Origin of the sequence: Streptomyces sp. UG1 (assembly GCF_049974585.1) — a bacterium.
Lineage (GTDB): Bacteria > Actinomycetota > Actinomycetes > Streptomycetales > Streptomycetaceae > Streptomyces.
In genome coordinates, this window is sequence record NZ_JBNGGG010000067.1 from 22,077 (window position 1) to 40,116 (window position 18,040).

An 18,040-nucleotide genomic window follows, 5' to 3' on the forward strand; every position below is an offset into this window, starting at 1 on the left:
GGCTCAGTCGGCCACCTTCAGCAACAGCACCGCCCGCCCCGGCACCGTGATCGCCGTCCCCGCCCGGTGCTCCACCCCCGGCGCCTCCTGCTGCTCCTCCCGCGAGGTGTCGACGACCACCTCGTACCGCTCCGCCCACGGCGGCCCGGGCAGCACGAAGCTCACCGGCCGCTCCCCGGCGTGCAGCACGGCCAGGAAGCTGTCGTCGACTATCGGCGCGCCCCGCTCGTCCCGGCCCGGGATGTCCCGCCCGGACAGATACATGCCCAGCGTCGCGGCGGGCGCGTACCAGTCCCGTTCCGTCATCTCCGAGCCGCGTGCCGTGAACCAGGCCAGGTCGCGCAAGCCGTCCGCCGAATGCGCCCGCCCGGAGAAGAACGCCCGGCGACGCAGCACCGGATGCCGGTGCCGCAGCTCGATCAGCCGGGAGGTCAGGTCGAACAGCGCCTTCCAGCCCGGCTCCGCCAGCAGCCCCCAGTCCAGCCAGCTCATTTCGTTGTCCTGGCAGTAGGCGTTGTTGTTGCCCCGCTGGGTCCGCCCCAGCTCATCGCCCGCGACCAGCATCGGCACGCCCGTCGACAGCAGCAGCGTCGTCAGCAGGTTCCGCAACTGCCGCCGCCTGAGCGCCCGTACCCCCTCGTCGTCCGTCTCGCCCTCGGCCCCGCAGTTCCACGCCCGGTTGTCGTCGGAGCCGTCCCGGTTGCCCTCGCCGTTCGCCTCGTTGTGCTTGCGCTCGTAGGACACCAGGTCCCGCAGCGTGAAACCGTCGTGCGCGGTCACGAAGTTGACGGAGGCGTACGGCCGCCGCCCGCCCCACGCGTACAGGTCGCTGGAGCCCGACAGGCGATACCCCAGGTCCCGCACATCGGGCAGCGCCCCCCGCCAGAAGTCCCGTACGGCATTCCTGTACCGGTCGTTCCACTCCGTCCACAGGGGAGGGAAGGCCCCCACCTGATAGCCCCCCGACCCCACGTCCCACGGCTCGGCGATCAGCTTCACCCGCCGCAGCACCGGATCCTGCGCGATGACGGCGAGGAACGGCGAGAGCATGTCGACGTCGTGCATGGAGCGGGCCAGCGCGGCCGCCAGGTCGAAGCGGAAGCCGTCCACGCCCATCTCCGTCACCCAGTACCGCAGCGAGTCGGTGATGAGCCGCAGCACCTGCGGCTGCACGACGTGCAGCGTGTTCCCGCAGCCGGTGTAGTCGGCGTACCTGCGCGCGTCCGACTGCAGTCGGTAGTACCCCCGGTTGTCGATGCCCTTCAGCGACAGCGTCGGGCCCAGCTCGCCGGCCTCCGCCGTGTGGTTGTAGACGACGTCGAGGATGACCTCGATGCCGGCCGTGTGCAGGGCGCGGACCATGCGCTTGAACTCGCCGACCTGCTGACCGGTCGTACCGGAGGCGGCGTAGGCGGCGTGCGGGGCGAAGTAGCCGACGGAGTTGTAGCCCCAGTAGTTGCGCAGGCCCCTGCGCAGCAGATGGTCCTCGTGCGCGAACTGGTGGACGGGGAGCAGCTCGACGGCCGTCACGCCCAGCTTGACGAGGTGCTCGATCGCCGCCGGATGCGCGAGACCGGCGTACGTGCCCCGCAGTTCCTCCGGTATCCCGGGGTGCAGCTTGGTGAACCCCCGTACATGCACCTCGTAGATCACCGAGTCGGCCCACGGCGTCTTCGGCCGGCGGTCGTCCATCCACTCGTCGTCGGGGGCGTCGTCGTGGACGACCACGCCCTTCGGGACGTACGGCGCCGAGTCCCGGTCGTCGCGCACGGTGTCGGCGACATGCTGCTGGGGCCAGTCGCGGACGTGGCCGTAGACCTCCGGGGGCAGGCTGAAGTCGCCGTCCACCGCGCGCGCGTACGGGTCGAGGAGCAGCTTCGCCGGGTTCCAGCGGCCGCCGGTCCAGGGGTCCCAGCGGCCGTGGACCCGGTAGCCGTAGCGCTGACCGGGCATCACACCCGGCACGAACCCGTGCCAGATCTCGTGCGTCAGCTCGGTCAGCCGGGCCCGTGTCTCCTTCCCCTCCTCGTCGAAGAGACACAGGTCCACGGCCTCCGCGCCGCCCGCCCACAGCGCGAAGTTGGTGCCCGCCACCCCGTCCGGGCCGACCCGGAAGCGGGCGCCGAGCGGCACGGGCGTGCCCGGCCACACGGGCACCCCGGGGGCCTTGCGCCGCGCGCCGTTCACGACGGCGGCCGGGCGCCCCTCCCCAGCGGCGACCGCCCCGGCCACCGCCTCCTGCTCGGCTGCGCTCGACACCTCTCGGCCTCCCACGGCTCACGGACCACACGATGGGGAAAGGGGGCACGCGGTCGTCCCTGGCCGCGGCTCCCCTTCGCGTCGTCCTCCCACATGTTCTGCCCACCGCGCGGCCAAGCGACCCCGGGAAGTCGGCCGCGCCCCATAGGGGCGCGGGGCCGCAGCGACATGCGGCTCCGCCGCGCGGGCGCGACCAGCCACGACGGACCCGCAGACGCTGGACGGCCCATCGCGGCACCCCCAGCGGAGCGCCCCGCACTCACGTTTCCCCAGGGCCGCCCCCGTCGTTGGGGTCTTCGTGAGGCACGTACAAGGGCGCGCGCGGCGCGCGGGGGCCGTGTTGGCCGCCGTAGTGACATGGGCAGGACTGCTGGCCGGCGCGGCCGGCTGCACTTCGGACGGCGGCATCGGCGAGATGCTGGGCAAGGCGCCGGCGCCCGAGGACGTCATCCGGGTCACCCCCGACGACGGCTCCAAGGGCGCACGCCCCGACGACCGGCTGCTCGTCCGGGTGCCCAGCGGGCGCCTGGAGTCGGTCAGGGTCGTCAAGTCCCAGGACGCCCAGGAGACCCCCGTCCCCGGGCACATCTCCAAGGACGGCCTGCGCTGGGAGCCCGAGGACGACAGGCTCGCGCTGGCCGCCAAGTACACGATCGACGCGGTGGCCCTCGACGGCCACGGGCGCCGTAGCGCACGGCACACGACCTTCACCACGTACGTCCCCGACGAGCGGTTCATCGGCTACGTCGCCCCGGAGAACCGCTCCACCGTCGGCACCGGGATGATCGTCTCCCTGGAGTTCAACCGGGAGATCCGCGACCGGGCGGCCGTCGAACGCGCCGTCCACGTCACCGCCGAGCCGGCCGTGGAGGTCCGCCCGCACTGGTTCGGCAGGGCCCGCCTCGACTTCCGCCCCCGGACCTACTGGAAGCCCGGCACCAGGGTCACCGTCGCCCTGCGCCTGCGGGACGTCGAGGGGGCGCCCGGGGTCTACGGACTCCAGTACAAGACCTTCTCCTTCACCGTCGGCCGCCACCAGGTCTCGCGCGTCGACGCCGCCAAGCACACCATGGAGGTCCGGCGCGACGGTGAACTGCTCGCCACCGTCCCCGTGACCGCGGGCGCCCCGAAGACCACCACCTACAACGGCAAGATGGTGGTCACCGAGATGTTCGACCTGACCCGTATGAACGGCGCCACGGTCGGCTTCAAGAAGAAGAACGGCAAGGGCGAGTACGACATCCCCGACGTCCCGCACGCCATGCGCCTGACCGACTCCGGCACCTTCCTGCACGGCAACTACTGGGCGGACGCCTCGATCTTCGGCCGGACCAATGTCAGCCACGGCTGCGTGGGCCTCATGGACGTCAAGGGCGGCGGCTCCGCCACGCCCGCGGGCTGGTTCTTCGACCGCAGCCTGGTCGGGGACGTCGTCGAAGTGGTCCGCAGCAATGACAAAAAGGTCGCTCCCGACAATGGCCTAGGAGGATGGAATATGGGCTGGAAGGAGTGGAAGGCGGGTAGTGCGGTGAAGTAATCCGACAGGGGGGTGAGTTGGGGTGGGTCACCCGACCGGTCGGCCATCTGCCGATGTTGGAACGGAACGGTGACAGACAGACCGCGCCGACGCGCCTGGCCTTGAGGTTAATATGCGCCGATGCGCGCGGCGGGCGCGCGGGGGGACCGGGGCCTTCGGGTCCGGGGAGGGGAGTGGGACTTGAACGTGCGGCCGATATCGGGGGCGTCGGTGGGGGCGTCGGTGGGGGCGCGAGGGCGGAGCCGCAAGGGGCTGTCCGTGGTGGCGGGGGCGCTGCTGCTCGCCGTCGCCGCGTGCGGCCCGGGCGGCGGATCGGACTCGGGTGCCGAGGAGGGGAAGGGAGGTGACTCCGGTACGGCGGAGGCCAAGAAGTCCCAGGCGGTCGTGACCATAGCGCCGGGCGACGGCGCGAAGTCCGTCGACACCAGCGGGGCGCTGAAGGTGACCGCGGCCAGGGGCAAGCTGACGAGCGTCGAGGTCAAGGACGCCAAGGGCAACGCGATAGCGGGCGAGATATCCGGTGACGGTGCGACCTGGACGCCGTCCACGCATCTCGCCGCGGCCACCGCGTACACGGTGCACGCGGTCGCCAAGGACTCCGCGGGCCTGGAGGCCGCCAAGGAGGCCGACTTCACCACCCTGACCCCGAAGAACACCTTCATCGGCCGCTTCACTCCCGAGGACGGCTCCAAGGTCGGCGTCGGAATGCCGTTCTCCCTGCGCTTCAGCCGGGGCATCACCAACCCCGAGGACGTCGAGAAGGCCATCACCATCAAGACCGAGCCGGCCGTCGAGGTCGCGGGTCACTGGTTCGGCAACGACCGCCTCGACTTCCGCCCCGAGAAGTACTGGAAGGAAGGCACCAAGGTCACCGTCGACCTCAACCTCGACGGCGTCGAGGGCCGCCCCGGCGTCTACGGCGAGCAGGACAAGAAGGTCACCTTCACCATCGGCCGCAACCAGGTCTCGGTGGTCGACGTGAAGACGAAGCAGATGAAGGTCACCCAGGACGGCAAGGTCATCAAGACCATCCCCGTCACCACCGGCAAGCCCGGGTACGACACCTGGAACGGTCAGATGGTGATGACCGAGAAGTACGTCGAGACCCGGATGAACGGCGACACGGTCGGCTACGCCGGCGAGTACGACATCAAGGACGTCCCGCACGCCACCCGCCTGACCGACTCCGGCACCTTCATCCACGGCAACTACTGGGGCGGCGGCGCCTTCGGCAACTACAACGCCAGCCACGGCTGCATCGGCCTGCGCGACGTCAAGGGCGCCTACGACAGCGGGACGCCGGCCGCGTGGTTCTTCAACCATTCGATGATCGGCGACGTGGTGGTCGTGAAGAACTCCAACGACGCGACGGTCGCTCCCGACAACGGCCTGAACGGCTGGAACATGTCGTGGGAGAAGTGGAAGGCATAGCCCCCTTCCGGACGTACGGCCCCGGCGCCCGCCTCGATGTGAGGTACGGCACCGGGGCCGATGCCGTTAGCCCCCGTTAACCTGCTCGCATGACCGTGAATCTCGAAGTCGCCGAAGGCGTCGGCACCCTCCGTCTCGACCGCCCGCCCATGAACGCGCTGGACGTCGCCACCCAGGACCGGCTCAAGGAACTCGCCGAGGAGGCGACCCGGCGGGACGACGTGCGCGCCGTGGTGATCTACGGCGGGGACAAGGTGTTCGCGGCGGGCGCGGACATCAAGGAGATGCAGGCCATGGACCACACCGCGATGGTCCTGCGCTCCCGGGCCCTGCAGGAGTCGTTCACGGCGGTCGCCCGGATCCCCAAGCCGGTCGTCGCGGCTGTGACGGGCTACGCGCTCGGCGGCGGCTGCGAGTTGGCGCTGTGCGCGGACTACCGGATCGCCGGGGACAACGCCAAGCTGGGCCAGCCGGAGATCCTGCTCGGCCTGATCCCGGGCGCGGGCGGCACCCAGCGGCTGGCCCGGCTGATCGGCCCGTCCAAGGCGAAGGACCTGATCTTCACGGGCCGTATGGTCAAGGCCGACGAGGCGCGCGAGCTGGGCCTGGTGGACCGTGTCGTGGCGCCGGACCAGGTCTACGCGGAGGCGCACGCCTGGGCGGCGAAGCTGGCGCAGGGCCCGGCGATCGCGCTGCGCGCGGCGAAGGAGTCGATCGACACGGGCCTGGAGACGGACATCGAGACGGGCCTGGCGGTGGAACGGAACTGGTTCGCGGGGCTGTTCGCGACGGAGGACCGGGAGCGGGGGATGCGGAGCTTCGTGGAGGAGGGTCCGGGCAAGGCGAAGTTCGTCTGACGCCGGCAAGCCCCTGCGCACCCCTTGCAATTGACGGTGTGTCTGATCCGGGTCCCTCGTTGGGGCGGTTTATGGGAGCCTTAAGGCAGCCTTAAGCCTGTCTTGTCGAGGGAGCCCGTCGCTTGCCACCAGTGGACCCTTCGTCGCAGGCCAGACGGGCTGTGACGGACCCCGAACTGCCGGTGTCATATGCCAGTCGGATGATCCGGAATGAGGGCTTCCGGGGGGTGTATTCCTCCGGAACGGCCACGGAGGGCCGCGCGGGCGGCCATGATGGGGGCATGGCGGGGCTGGAGGGTGTCGAACACCCGCGGGGAAACGGCCGTGCGACGGCGGCGCGCTGGTCGCCGGCGGTCGAGGACGAAGCTGCATCAAAGGCGCTGGAGCTGTTCGGCAATCCCACGGAGGCCGAGGTTCCGCTCCCGTCCCGCCCCGAGTCCGCCGCCACGGCGCGCCGGCTGGCCCAAGTGGTCGTACTGCGCCAGTGGGGCCTCACCCCCAAGATGACGGAGGACGCGGTCCTGCTCGTCTCGGAACTGGTCGGCAACGCCGTCCGCCACACCGGCGCCCGCGTCTTCGGTCTGCGCATGCGCCGCCGCCGAGGCTGGATCCGCATCGAGGTCCGCGACCCGTCGCGCGGACTGCCCTGCCTGATGCCGGTTCAGGAACTGGACGTCAGCGGCCGGGGCCTGTTCCTGGTCGACAAACTCTCCGACCGCTGGGGCGTGGACCTGCTGCCGCGCGGCAAGACGACGTGGTTCGAGATGAGGGTGGCGGACCGCTAGTTCAGGCGGTTGGCGCACGCGACGACGACCCGTGGTCGACGCTTATCGGGTAAATAGCGTGATTTTCGGCGTATTGATCATTAAATGGTTCGGTGAATCTTTGGTGACCGCCGCGCCCCACCCCCGCCGCACCGGAAGAACTGCCGATGAATCGCACGCACCGCACCCCCCGCACCCTCCTCGCCGCCCTCCCCCTCCTGCCTCTCCTCGCCCTCGCCGCCTGCGGCACCGAGTCCGCCAAGGGCAAGGACCGCCACCACCCCGAATCACCCCACGGCACCCAGGCCGCCGTCCCCGCCCCGGCAAAGGAGCAGTCCGTCCAGGGCCTCCCCGGCATGCCCCCCGTACTGGACCCGAAGGACGTCTACGCCGCCGACCGGCCGGGCAAGCTCTCCCCGGTCGTCAAGGACTTCCCCTCGCGCGTCTACGTCCCGAACACCGAGTCGGACACCGTCTCCGTCATCGACCCCAAGACCTACAAGATCATCGAGACCATCCCCGTCGGCCGTCAGCCCCAGCACGTCGTCCCGTCCTGGGACCTGAAGACCCTGTGGGTCAACAACAACCGCGGCCACACCCTCACCCCCATCGACCCCAGGACCGGCAAGGCGGGCAAGGAGGTGAAGGTCCACGACCCCTACAACCTCTACTTCACCCCCAACGGCAAGTACGCCGTCGTCATGGCCTCCCTCGACCGCGAACTCGTCTTCCGCGACCCCCACACCATGAAGCGGCTCAAGACCGAACCGGTCACCTGCTACGGCGTCAACCACGCCGACTTCTCTCTCGACGGCCGCTACTTCATCGTCTCCTGCGAGTTCAGCGGGGAACTCCTCAAGGTCGACACCGAGCGGATGAAGGTCGTCGGCCAGCAGAAACTCCCCTTCGACGGCGCCATGCCGCAGGACGTCAAGGTCTCCCCGGACGGCAAGAAGTTCTACATCGCCGACATGATGGCCGACGGCATGTGGGTGCTGGACGGCGACAAGTTCGACACCCCGAAGCTGCTGCCCACCGGCAAGGGCTGCCACGGCCTCTACGTCAGCCGCGACTCCCGCGAGATGTACGTCTCCAACCGCGGCGAAGGCACCGTCTCCGTCTTCGACTTCACCCGCGACAAGCTCACCAAGAAGTGGCACCTCCCCGACGGCGGCAGCCCCGACATGGGCGGCGTCTCCGCCGACGGCAAGGTCCTGTGGCTGTCGGGACGCTACGACTCCGAGGTGTACGCCATCGACACCCGCACCGGCGAGCAACTCGCCCGCATCCAGGTCGGCGACGGCCCGCACGGCCTCGCGGTCTACCCGCAGCCGGGCCGCTACTCCCTGGGCCACACCGGCATCTTCCGCTGACCGACGACCGACTGCCCCCGGTCGGCGGACACGCGGCCGAACGGGTGAAGATGCCCGACCCGCCGCTGTCCGTCCAGTTCGACGACAGGATCAAGACCCGCCGCCGACCGCCGCGTCGACGTCGAACGCATCACCCCGACCCGACCCGGCACTGAGCAGCAGCTCCGCGCCCACCGGCCGATAGCCGGCGGCCTGGAACGCCCGCACGCTGCGGGCGTTCCCCGGCGCCACCTGTGCCCACAGCGGCTCGGCCACGAGATGCCGGGCCGCGGCCACCAGCAATCGCCCCAGCCCTCGGTGGCGTACTCCCTCGTCCACCTCGACCGACACCTCCAGCCGCCCGGCGACCCCGCGGCCCATCACCAGCACCGCGCCCTGCACCGTCCAGGCGCGCACCTCGTCGCGCCGCCGTCGGGCGTAGACGATCCGGGGATGGCCGGCGTCCTCGATCTCCTTCAGGGCGAGCGGCGGCTCACCGGGGAGCGGGTCGCCGACCAGGACGGAGTCGACGGTCTCGGTCGTACGTCCCGTCCGCTCCATGAGGGCGGCCAGGAAGACCGGGTTCATCGTCGCGGCCAGCGGGTCGCAGTCCACGCGGCGCAGGGTGTCGTACACCCACTGCGGATCCTCGTCCGTGAAGACGACCGAGTGCGCGGTGAAGGCGACGACGCCCGCGTTCCGGGGGCAGGGCTGGGGCACGACCGTCGTACGGCCGTCCGGCGGTGGGAAGACACCCCGTGCCGCGGCGTCCAGGATGTCCCGCAAGTTCTCCGCCATTCCCCCCACCCCGCCACCCCGCGCTCCTCGAGTCTCCACCCACCGGAAGGCCCACACTCGCAGACATGATCGAAGACGGCACCGGACTTTTCACCATCGGCGAGCCGGCCCGCGCCCCTGGGTGGAGCCGGCCGGTGGCAGGGCATCGCGCCGGAGGCGCGCGTGGCCGGTTAATCTGACCGTCGTCAGCAAGAACGTCAAGGCACGGCATCAACGTGCCGCGAAAGTACGACGAAAAGGGGCGGATCGGTGGGGCACATCGACATCGAGGAAGCACGCAAGCAGTTCGAGCGCATCGATGCGGACGGTGACGGCACCATCACCGCAGCCGAGTTCAAGACCGCCCTGGCCCAGGGCGGCGACTGGAACGTGACCGAGTCCGTCGCCGAGGCGATCATCAACAGCCGCGACCTCAACGGCGACAAGCTGCTGTCGTTCGACGAGTTCTGGGCCTTCCTGAACAAGTGACGCCCCTCGAAGGGGCGCCCTCCCCGACGGGACGGGCGCCCCTTCGTCATACCTGGGCACACAGCCGTTCTCGGCGTGCGGTATCTCCCTCAGCGCATTCATCGCGGACAGCACCGCCTGGACGGTGGCCGCCGCGCCCTCTTACGCACCCCAGGCCGTGACGCCGTCCACCCGGCACGCGACGAAGGCCGAGACCACGCTGCCGCCCGTTCCCTCGTAGTCGCCGACGCGGTCGCCGCTCTCCAGCGTGCACACGAAGCGGTGGACGCCGGGTGTCTCCTCGTGCGCCCACCAGTCGTGCAGCCGTACCGCACCCGGTGCGCGATAGGTGATCCGGAACAGCTCGTACAGCTCCTTCGGCGTGATCTCCCGCCCGCTGTCGTCGGCGGCCGCCTGGACCGCGGCGGGGAAGCCGGCCCCCATGCGCATCGGCAGGTCCAGCCCGTGGTGGGCGCGCAGCAGATACGCCGCTCCGTCCTTCCCCGACTGGGAGTTGACGCGGATCACCGCCTCGTAGGAACGCCCGATGTCGGCGGGGTCGATCGGCAGATACGGCACCTCCCAGGGCGCCTGCCGCTCCGGCACCCCCGACTCGGCCGCCCTGCGCGCGTGATGGGCCAGTCCCTTGCTGATCGCGTCCTGATGGGTGCCGGAGCGAACAGGCCGCCGAGCGGCTGCGCGAGCAGATCGTCGGCGGTCACTGGCCCGTAGGCACCAAGCTGCCCGGCGAGACCATCCTGGCCAAAGAACTCGGCGTCGGCCGCTCCACCGTCCGCGAGGCGCTGCGCGCGCCGTCGGGCGCCGGCCTCCTGCAGCCGCGCCAGGGCGCCGGCGTCTTCGTCTTCGCCACCGAGCCGGTCGAGGACTGGCCCACCCGGCTGCGCGGGGCCGCGGTGAACGACGTCTACGAGGTCCGCATGGCCGTCGAGGTGCACGCGGCCCGGCTCGCCGCGCACCGCCGCACACCCGCGGACGTCACGGCGATGGAGGCCGCGCTGGAGGGCCGCCGGGCCGCGTCCACGGGCGACGACGTGGCCTTCGTGGACGCCGACATCGCCTTCCACGCGACCGTGGTCGCCGCCGCCCACAGCCCCGTACTGGCCGACCTGTTCACCGAGTTCGCCCCCGTCCTGCGCGAGGGCCTCGTCGAACTGCTCACCCTGACCGGCCTGCGCACCCACGACCCCAACACGGCCGACGACGCCCACGCGGCACTGGTGCGCGCCGTCGCGGGCGGGGACGCGGAGACGGCGGCGGAGGTGCTGCGCAAGGAGTTGCAGGATCCGTTCGGGGGTTAGCTGGGCTCGATCATTGGCCAGGGATCGCTCTTGCTTGCGGAGTCGTGACTGATGTTCGGCCGATTCGTTGATCGGAAGGTAGGTCAACAAGGTTCTACGACTGGGGGATCGGGTGAAGGTGCGAAGCGGGTGGGGGCGGATGGGCATGTGACCGGTTGGCCGATAGGCATCCATTGACGAAGGGGCTGGCCGCTCACTCCGCTGCGCGCGAAGAGGGCCAACGGTGCAGTTCAGGAGATGGTCAGGAGCGGCGTCATCGAGTGCCGCGGATGCGGTGAGCACAAACCTGTCGCCGAGTACTCGACGCTCAACGCATCAGGCGCCTTGCGGCCGTACTGCAAGCCTTGCAACGCACGCTTCCGGCGAGAGAGCCATGGACATCGATCACGATCACGCCTGTTGCCCAGGGAGGCGCAGTTGTGGTGGATGTGTGCGAGGGCTCGTCTTCGTACCTTTGATCTGATCAACGAGTACCTCGCTGATCCGCCTGTGAAGCGGCTCAGGGCAGAACTGGCATCGTCGGGGCCCGAGTGCTGTGACCGGTTGCAGCACTAGTCTGCCGACGTGACCGAAACCCAGGAACCCCACGCCGTCGTCGGTCTGACGGATGTTGCTGTCCACCGTCGTACCACCGGACAAGAAACTGTCCTCGACGGGATCAACTGGACCGTTCTGCCTGGCGAGCACTGGGCGCTGCTGGGCGCCAACGGAGCCGGCAAGAGCACACTGCTCCGGCTCGTCGGGGCGGTTCTGCACCCCACCGTCGGCACTGTCGAGGTCCTCGGTGATCGACTCGGCCGAGTCGATGTGCGCGAGCTACGAGCGCGCGTCGGCCTGGTATCCGCCTCCCAGAAGGTCCCGCTGGACGCCACCGCCCACACCGTCGTCCTCACCGGGGCGACCGGCACTGTGCAGCCCTTGTGGCGGGAGTACGACACCGCGACCCGCGAGCGCGCCCATGTCCTGCTCGCCGAGCTTGGGTGCAAGGGTCTCGCCGAGCGCCACTTCGGCGACTGCTCGGGCGGCCAGCGCTCCCGGATCCTCATCTGCCGTGCCCTGATGGCCGATCCGTCGCTGCTCCTGCTCGACGAGCCGTTCAACGCCCTCGATCTCCCGTCCCGCGAGGACCTCGTGGACGCACTGCATCGGTTGGCGGCCGACCGGGCCGACCTCGCCACCGTCACGGTCACCCACCACTTGGAGGAACTCCCGCCCAACACCACTCATGCCTTTCTGCTCAAGGAAGGCCGCGAGCTGGCATCCGGCCCGGTCGACGGCGTGCTCACCTCGGACAACATGACGGTCTGCTTCGGACGCCCCATTCATGTGGCCCGCCACGACGGCCGGTGGTACGCGCGCTCGGGCCGCTAGTGCTGCGCCGGGCGGCGAGTGCGTCGGGGTGGCGGGCGTTGGCGCTGCGCAAGCGCAGGTAGCTAGCGGTGCAGGGCCCGGATCTGCACCACGTGGTTCGAATGGCCGGAGTTGGCCAGGGTGAACTGCCATAGCGGCCGAAATGGGCTTCGCCCGGCCAGCAGGAGCTTTGGGCGGGCGGATTCCCAGGGCTCGAACTCGTCGAAGGCGAAGCCCGGTCCGGGAAGGGGCCCAGCACGTCCTCGATCCGGTCGAGCCTGATACCGAGGTCGGGGCGACAGGTCAGGAGCAGGTTGTTGACGCCTGAGCAGGTCTTCAACTCGGCGTAGCGATGAGTCCTGGAAGAGCGCGATGTTCCTGGACGTTGCCTCCAAGTATGAAGATCGGCGAAGCTTCCAGAGTCAGCGGCGTCAGTGCGAGATCGTTGCGCCACTACGAGGATGAGGGCTTGATCGTCCCGGGCCGCTCCAGCAACGGGTTCCGCGACTACTGCCAGTCCACCATCGACCGGGTGCTCGTCATCCGCTCGCTGCTGGAGTCTGGGCTGCCCGTGCGGTTGATCAGAGAAGCTCTGCCCCGCCTCACTGATGAACCTGATGCCGGCATGGATGTGGTGTGCGCCGAGTTCCTCCACGAGGTGCAGAGTTATCGCGATCGGCTCGCTGCCCGCATTGCCGTTCTGAGCGATCGGCAGGCGGCACTCGACGCCTACCTTCGAGAGGCCCGCTGTACTGGCCCATAACTGCCACTTGACCTTGACGTAAGTGTCAGATTCCTATGTTTGGTGGATGGAGATCAACGTGCGGCAGCACACTGCCGAGCAGCGGGTACGAGCCTTGGTCCAGCGGTCCCGCCGGGGGCCGGAGGGTCTGACCCTCACCACCGATCATCGCCGCCCCGCCCCGGGGCCCGGCGAGTACTTGATCCGCGTCGGTGCCGCCGGGGTCAACTTCGCTGACGTCATGCAGAGCCATGGGACGTACGGAGGAGGCCCGCAGGCGCCCTATGTGGCGGGCTTCGAGGCCGCCGGCGAGATCGTGGGTGTCGGCCCGGACGTTGATAGCCCGCTGCAACTCGGCACCCACGTCGTCGGAGCAGGCCCGGGAGCCTTCGCGCAGTACATGACGATGCCGGCCGCGGGTGTACTTCCCGTGCCTTCGGGCTGGAGCGATGCCGAAGCTCTCGGCCTGGTGCTGAACTGGGCCACCGCCTTGGCGGCACTGAAGCCGGTGGGCGAGATCAAGACGGGTGAGGTGGTGCTCGTTCATGCTGCGGCCGGAGGCGTTGGGCAGGCCGCTGTCCGCCTCGCCCGCCACTACGGCGCGCGCGTGATCGCTACGGCGTCACCAGCGAAGCACGACATCGTCAGAGCGCTCGGCGCCGGCGAGGTCCTGGAGAGCCGACGCCCTGATCTGGCTGAGGAGATCACCCGCTTGACCGGCGGGGTCGATCTGGTCCTGGAATCGGTGGGGCAGGCCACGTTCGAGGTCAGCCTGTCGGTCACCAAACCCTTCACCGGACGCGTCGTCGTGTTCGGTGCCGCTTCCGGCGATGCCACTCTGACCACGCACGATCTGGTCTTCACCCATCAGGTCCAGGTCAAGGGCCTGCACATTGGTGCGCTGGCGGTCGCGGTCCCGTCCATCTACCAGGCATTGCTCGTCGAGATCGAGGCTCTCATCGCCCGCGGCGTGTACCCGCCAGGCACTCCCGACGTCCATCCCCTGGCCGAAGGACCGGCGGTGCTGCAGTTGCTCGAAGCGGGCCGGACCCGCGGCAAACTCGCCCTCGATCCCTGGCGTTAGGAACGCCTGTGATTCATCGCGATGCTCCGCTGTCTCCCGAGGTGCGGCTGCGGCTCGTGCAGTGCTGCCGGCATCGCCCGATCGCCCATACGGCGTCCGAGACGGGCATCTCCCGCGCGTGAGCGGAGACATGGTCCACATCGATGTGAAGAAGGTCGGCCGGATCCCGGACGATGGTGGCCGGCGAGTCCAGAGACACAGAAGCCTCCAGGCGTCATGCGTTCGCGGCCCATTCGCGCAGCGCGGCCTTGCTGGAGAAATCGGCCACGTTCTTGTCGAGTGGATTGTCGGTGTACTGGTGGAATCGCCACTTCGCCTGGATGCGGGGCTTGCCCGCAGTCACGTAGTCAGCGATCCAAAGACCGTCACCGGCGTATGACGTCGTGTCGACGCTGAGCCAGTAGTGCCTGTTTGCATAGAGAACGACCGGATTATTGGGCCGTTTCTCCTTCACCTTTCGGATGAACAGATCCTTCTCCGCATTGCTCGCATGCGTTCCCTCGCTCGTCGTCTCCCAGTCGACGGCGAGGATGTCACCCGCCTTCTCCGGAGCGTGCTTGACGAAGTACTCCGCCTGGGCAGAGAGGTTGCCGGGCCAGAGAAAGTGGTAGAAGCCGACGACCAGGCCGGCGTCGCGGGCGCGTTTGGTCTGGGCCGCGAGTTTGGGGTTGACGTAGGAGCGGCCCTCTGTCGCCTTGATGAAAACGAAGGAGATGCCGTCGGTGTCATAGGACGAGGACTGGTATGCGCTCACGTCGATGCCGCGCAGCATGGGGGGCTCCCTCAAGTGTCCGTGGGGTGACAGGAGTTGGAGTTGATGTTTGTATACCCCATCCTGACGTGGTTGACCGGCTGCCGCCCATGGAATCGTTCAACGCCACCACACCTGCGCCATCCCCGCGGCGTTCACGACGGCCAGGAGCCGAGCGTCGGAGCTGAAGGCCAGTGCGCGGGCTCGCTCGGTGCGGTCGGCCATGGGGCGCCCGAGATAGCGCGGCTTCGATGTGTCGGACACGTCCCACAGCCGGACGATGCCGTCGTGGCCCACTGTTGCGAGCAGCCTGGCGTCCGGGCTGAAGGCGAGGCCGGTGGCCTCGCCGCCGTTGGTCCGGAACCGTGCGTCGCGTCTGGGGGCCTCCGGATCGGAGACGTCCCAGAGATGTACCTGCCCGTCGGCGCCGGCGAGAGCGAGCAGGTCCCCGGTCGGCGAGAACTGCGCGGCATGCGCGGCTGGGGAGAGTCTGCGCCCGATGGCCGCGGTCCTGCCGCCGGGGAGGCTGATCTCCCTCACCGACGTGGAGTTGTCCGCGTCGGAGACGGCGAGTCTCACGGTGCGCTCGCCCGCCTGTACCGCTTTGATGTCGTCATGGAGGCCGGCCACACTCCAGCGGAGGACTCCGGTGTCCATGCTCAGCCCGTGGACCTCCGTGGATGCGGCTGTGACGAGGGTCTCGCCGTCCGGTGTGACAGCGAGCGCCGAGACGCCGTCGAAGCTCCTCGCGGGCAGGTCGACCCTTTCCGGGTGCTCGGGATCCGTGAGGTGCCACGCCTGCACCCGCTGACCCGAGGCGAGCACGAGCGTCCGGCCGTCCTGTGGTGAGAACGCCAGTGCGTCGGCGTACCCGCCGGGTTCGCCCCCGCCGTCACCCGCGAGACGCCACCGCTCGGGGCGTGGCGGGTCCGTGTCTCGGGGCGTTACCTGCCACGGCGTGGGGAGGACGCCCAGAACCGTGAGGGCGGCCATGGACGTCACCACGACGACGCAGGCGACGACGAACGGGGGGAGCCAACCCGCTCTTCGCGCGCGAGGGATCCTGCTCTCACCCATCGTGGGGACTTCTCGCGCGGGGAGTTGCTGGGCGGCCAGCGCCGTCACGAGCCGAGACCGGGCTCGCCCGGAGTGCTCGGCGGGGGCCTGGGGCATGGCGGCGAGGGCGAGCACGAGGCGACCCAGACGGCTGTCAGCGCGCAGCATCGGTGCTCCCGTCTCCCACCTCGGACAGGTCCCCGTACATCTCCCCGATCGGCCGCCGACCGGTCTGCGGGGAAGTCTGCGGCTGCCCGGGTTCGCCGACGGGGATCGACTGGAAGAGCCGCGCGACGATGAATGGCGTTGCCAGACCTGTGACGAACGCCATGGTCGCATTGGACAGTTGACCCGAGGCGCCCAGCGCGGCGGTGAGCCCAGCGCCGGCGAACAGCCGCAATATGATGGCGACGAGCATCACCGGGCGGTCGGCACGGTTACTCCACGGCCATCGCCAGCGGCGGCGCGGCCCGGTCGGACGCATGGATGCGGAGAGGGTGAGCGCTTCGGCGACGCCGCTTCCCAGCAGCCCCCACAGCGCGGCATGCAAGCCAGTCACCACTCAGACGGTAGCGAGGCGTGGTGCGTCCGTTGCTCTCGGTGGCCGGCTTCACCCTCTTGGCGGGCGATTCCGGGCGGCGCCAAGAGGTACAAGGCGTGGTGAACGGGGCGTGGGCGGGGCAGTCGAGCTGTTCAGCACTCGATGATGTTGACCGCCAGCCCGCCGCGCGCCGTCTCCTTGTACTTGACCGACATGTCGGCGCCGGTGTCCTTCATGGTCTTGATGACCTTGTCCAGGGACACCTTGTGCGAGCCGTCGCCGCGCATCGCCATCCGCGCCGCTGTGACCGCCTTCACCGCGGCCATGCCGTTGCGTTCGATGCAGGGGATCTGGACGAGTCCGCCGACCGGGTCGCAGGTGAGGCCGAGGTTGTGCTCCATGCCGATCTCGGCGGCGTTCTCGACTTGTTCGGGGCTGCCGCCGAGCACCTCGGCCAGCGCGCCCGCCGCCATCGAGCAGGCCGAGCCGACCTCGCCCTGGCAGCCGACCTCGGCGCCGGAGATCGAGGCGTTCTCCTTGAAGAGCATGCCGATGGCGCCGGCGGCCAACAGGAAGCGGACCACCCCATCCTCGTCCGCGCCCGGCACGAAGTTGATGTAGTAGTGCAGGACCGCGGGGATGATGCCGGCCGCGCCGTTCGTGGGGGCGGTCACCACCCGGCCGCCCGCCGCGTTCTCCTCGTTCACGGCCATCGCGTAGAGCGTGATCCACTCCATGGCGAGCGCCTTCGGGTCGCCCTCGGAGCGCAGCTTGCGGGCCGTGTTCGCGGCCCGGCGGCGGACCTTGAGGCCGCCCGGCAGGATGCCCTCGCGCGACATGCCCCGGGTCACGCACTCCCGCATCACCCGCCAGATCTCCAGCAGGCCCGCGCGGATCTCCTCCTCGGTGCGCCAGGACCGCTCGTTCTCCAGCATCAGCGAGGAGATCGACAGGCCGGTCTCCCGGGTCAGGCGCAGCAGGTCGTCGCCGGTGCGGAAGGGGTGCTTCAGGACCGTGTCGTCGAGCTTGATGCGGTCCGCGCCGACCGCGTCCTCGTCGACGACGAAGCCGCCGCCCACCGAGTAGTACGTCTTGGACATCAGCTCGGCGCCGGACGCGTCGTACGCCCACAGCGTCATGCCGTTCGCGTGGTACGGCAGTGCCTTACGGCGGTGCAGCACGAGGTCCTTGTCGAAGTCGAAGGGGATCTCGTGGTCGCCGAGAAGCCCGAGCCGGCCCTGCGACCTGATCCTCTCCACTCGCTCGTCGGCGGTCTCCACGTCGACCGTGCGCGGGGAGTCGCCCTCCAGGCCGAGCAGTACCGCCTTGGGGGTGCCGTGGCCGTGGCCGGTCGCGCCGAGCGAGCCGTACAGCTCGGAGCGTATCGACGCGACGGAGGGCAGCACGCCCTCGTTGCGCAGCTTGCGGGCGAACAGGCCCGCCGCGCGCATCGGGCCCACCGTGTGGGAGCTCGACGGGCCGATGCCGATCGAGAACAGGTCGAAGACCGAGATGGCCACGGGGACTCCTCAATACGGGGTGGTGCGAAAGGTTTCCGCGGGGTGCCCCGCCGCTCACCGACCAGTGTGCGGGACACCCCACGAAAAGGAACTACTTGTTCAGACCGGGGTACAGCGGGTGCTTGTCGGCCAGGGCCTTGACCCGGGCCTTCAGTGCCTGCGCGTCGTACGACGGCTTCAGCGTCTCGGCGATGACGTCGGCGACCTCGGCGAAGTCCTCGGCCGTGAAGCC

General features: G+C 69.6%; 16 protein-coding genes and 2 pseudogenes. 10 read left to right on the plus strand and 8 right to left on the minus strand.

Annotated elements, in window-relative coordinates:
• Positions 1–3 precede the first annotated feature (3 nt).
• Positions 4–2,259: a glycogen debranching protein GlgX gene (gene glgX / locus ACP4J3_RS46980; protein ID WP_426543732.1), complete on the minus strand. Its 2,256-nt coding sequence runs from the start codon at positions 2,257–2,259 to the stop codon at positions 4–6.
• A 298-nt stretch (positions 2,260–2,557) separates the two neighbouring features.
• On the opposite strand from glgX, the gene ACP4J3_RS46985 reads away from it, so the two are divergent.
• The 5 genes from ACP4J3_RS46985 (at position 2,558) to ACP4J3_RS47005 (ending at position 8,221) form a co-directional block, all read left to right on the plus strand.
• Positions 2,558–3,796 carry an Ig-like domain-containing protein gene (locus tag ACP4J3_RS46985; RefSeq protein WP_426543734.1) on the plus strand — a complete coding sequence of 413 codons (1,239 nt, stop codon included), beginning with the start codon at positions 2,558–2,560 and terminating at the stop codon, positions 3,794–3,796.
• Between the two features lie 180 nt (positions 3,797–3,976).
• Positions 3,977–5,227 carry a L,D-transpeptidase gene (locus tag ACP4J3_RS46990; RefSeq protein ID WP_426543736.1) on the plus strand — a complete coding sequence of 417 codons (1,251 nt, stop codon included), beginning with the start codon at positions 3,977–3,979 and terminating at the stop codon, positions 5,225–5,227.
• An 89-nt stretch (positions 5,228–5,316) separates the two neighbouring features.
• Positions 5,317–6,084 carry an enoyl-CoA hydratase/isomerase family protein gene (locus ACP4J3_RS46995; protein ID WP_426543738.1) on the plus strand — a complete coding sequence of 256 codons (768 nt, stop codon included), beginning with the start codon at positions 5,317–5,319 and terminating at the stop codon, positions 6,082–6,084.
• 281 nt (positions 6,085–6,365) lie between these two features.
• Positions 6,366–6,869, plus strand: a complete 504-nt coding sequence (locus tag ACP4J3_RS47000; RefSeq protein WP_426543740.1) for an ATP-binding protein — start codon at positions 6,366–6,368, stop codon at positions 6,867–6,869.
• Positions 6,870–7,015: 146 nt separating this feature from the next.
• Entirely contained in the window at positions 7,016–8,221 is a 1,206-nt protein-coding gene (locus ACP4J3_RS47005; protein WP_426543742.1) for a YncE family protein, read from the plus strand.
• 90 nt (positions 8,222–8,311) lie between these two features.
• Here the strand turns inward: ACP4J3_RS47005 and ACP4J3_RS47010 are convergent, their stop codons facing one another.
• A complete protein-coding gene (locus ACP4J3_RS47010; protein WP_426543744.1) occupies positions 8,312–8,998 on the minus strand; it encodes an N-acetyltransferase family protein in 687 nt (228 codons plus the stop codon).
• A gap of 249 nt (positions 8,999–9,247) precedes the next feature.
• On the opposite strand from ACP4J3_RS47010, the gene ACP4J3_RS47015 reads away from it, so the two are divergent.
• Complete coding sequence (locus ACP4J3_RS47015) at positions 9,248–9,466, plus strand: EF-hand domain-containing protein (protein WP_426543746.1); 219 nt, start codon at positions 9,248–9,250, stop codon at positions 9,464–9,466.
• A gap of 141 nt (positions 9,467–9,607) precedes the next feature.
• Here the strand turns inward: ACP4J3_RS47015 and ACP4J3_RS47020 are convergent.
• A pseudogene (locus ACP4J3_RS47020) lies at positions 9,608–10,120 on the minus strand (2-isopropylmalate synthase); the annotation flags it as partial.
• A 20-nt stretch (positions 10,121–10,140) separates the two neighbouring features.
• Here ACP4J3_RS47020 and ACP4J3_RS47025 point away from each other — a divergent pair.
• From ACP4J3_RS47025 to ACP4J3_RS47040, 4 genes are all read left to right on the plus strand, one after another.
• Complete coding sequence (locus ACP4J3_RS47025) at positions 10,141–10,764, plus strand: FadR/GntR family transcriptional regulator (RefSeq protein WP_426543763.1); 624 nt, start codon at positions 10,141–10,143, stop codon at positions 10,762–10,764.
• Between the two features lie 564 nt (positions 10,765–11,328).
• On the plus strand, positions 11,329–12,135 hold the full coding sequence (locus ACP4J3_RS47030; RefSeq protein WP_426543748.1) for an ABC transporter ATP-binding protein: 807 nt from the start codon (positions 11,329–11,331) through the stop codon (positions 12,133–12,135).
• 376 nt (positions 12,136–12,511) lie between these two features.
• Positions 12,512–12,877 (plus strand): MerR family transcriptional regulator, encoded by a 366-nt coding sequence (locus ACP4J3_RS47035; RefSeq protein ID WP_426543750.1) that lies wholly within the window; start codon positions 12,512–12,514, stop codon positions 12,875–12,877.
• 46 nt (positions 12,878–12,923) lie between these two features.
• A complete protein-coding gene (locus tag ACP4J3_RS47040; RefSeq protein WP_426543752.1) occupies positions 12,924–13,940 on the plus strand; it encodes an NADPH:quinone oxidoreductase family protein in 1,017 nt (338 codons plus the stop codon).
• A 214-nt stretch (positions 13,941–14,154) separates the two neighbouring features.
• Here the strand turns inward: ACP4J3_RS47040 and ACP4J3_RS47045 are convergent, their stop codons facing one another.
• The 5 genes and pseudogenes from ACP4J3_RS47045 to ACP4J3_RS47065 all read right to left on the minus strand — a co-directional run.
• The gene (locus tag ACP4J3_RS47045) at positions 14,155–14,712 is read right to left on the minus strand and encodes a glycoside hydrolase family 25 protein (RefSeq protein ID WP_426543755.1); all 558 of its coding nucleotides are present in this window, start codon (positions 14,710–14,712) and stop codon (positions 14,155–14,157) included.
• Between the two features lie 99 nt (positions 14,713–14,811).
• Positions 14,812–15,915 carry a WD40 repeat domain-containing protein gene (locus ACP4J3_RS47050; protein ID WP_426543757.1) on the minus strand — a complete coding sequence of 368 codons (1,104 nt, stop codon included), beginning with the start codon at positions 15,913–15,915 and terminating at the stop codon, positions 14,812–14,814.
• Positions 15,902–16,297 (minus strand): hypothetical protein, encoded by a 396-nt coding sequence (locus ACP4J3_RS47055; protein ID WP_426543759.1) that lies wholly within the window; start codon positions 16,295–16,297, stop codon positions 15,902–15,904. The genes ACP4J3_RS47050 and ACP4J3_RS47055 overlap by 14 nt, the downstream gene beginning before the upstream one ends.
• 143 nt (positions 16,298–16,440) lie before the next feature.
• Positions 16,441–17,808, minus strand: coding sequence for an L-serine ammonia-lyase (locus ACP4J3_RS47060; protein WP_426543761.1), 1,368 nt, complete (start codon positions 17,806–17,808; stop codon positions 16,441–16,443).
• 91 nt (positions 17,809–17,899) lie between these two features.
• Positions 17,900–18,040: pseudogene (locus ACP4J3_RS47065) on the minus strand (serine hydroxymethyltransferase); the annotation flags it as partial.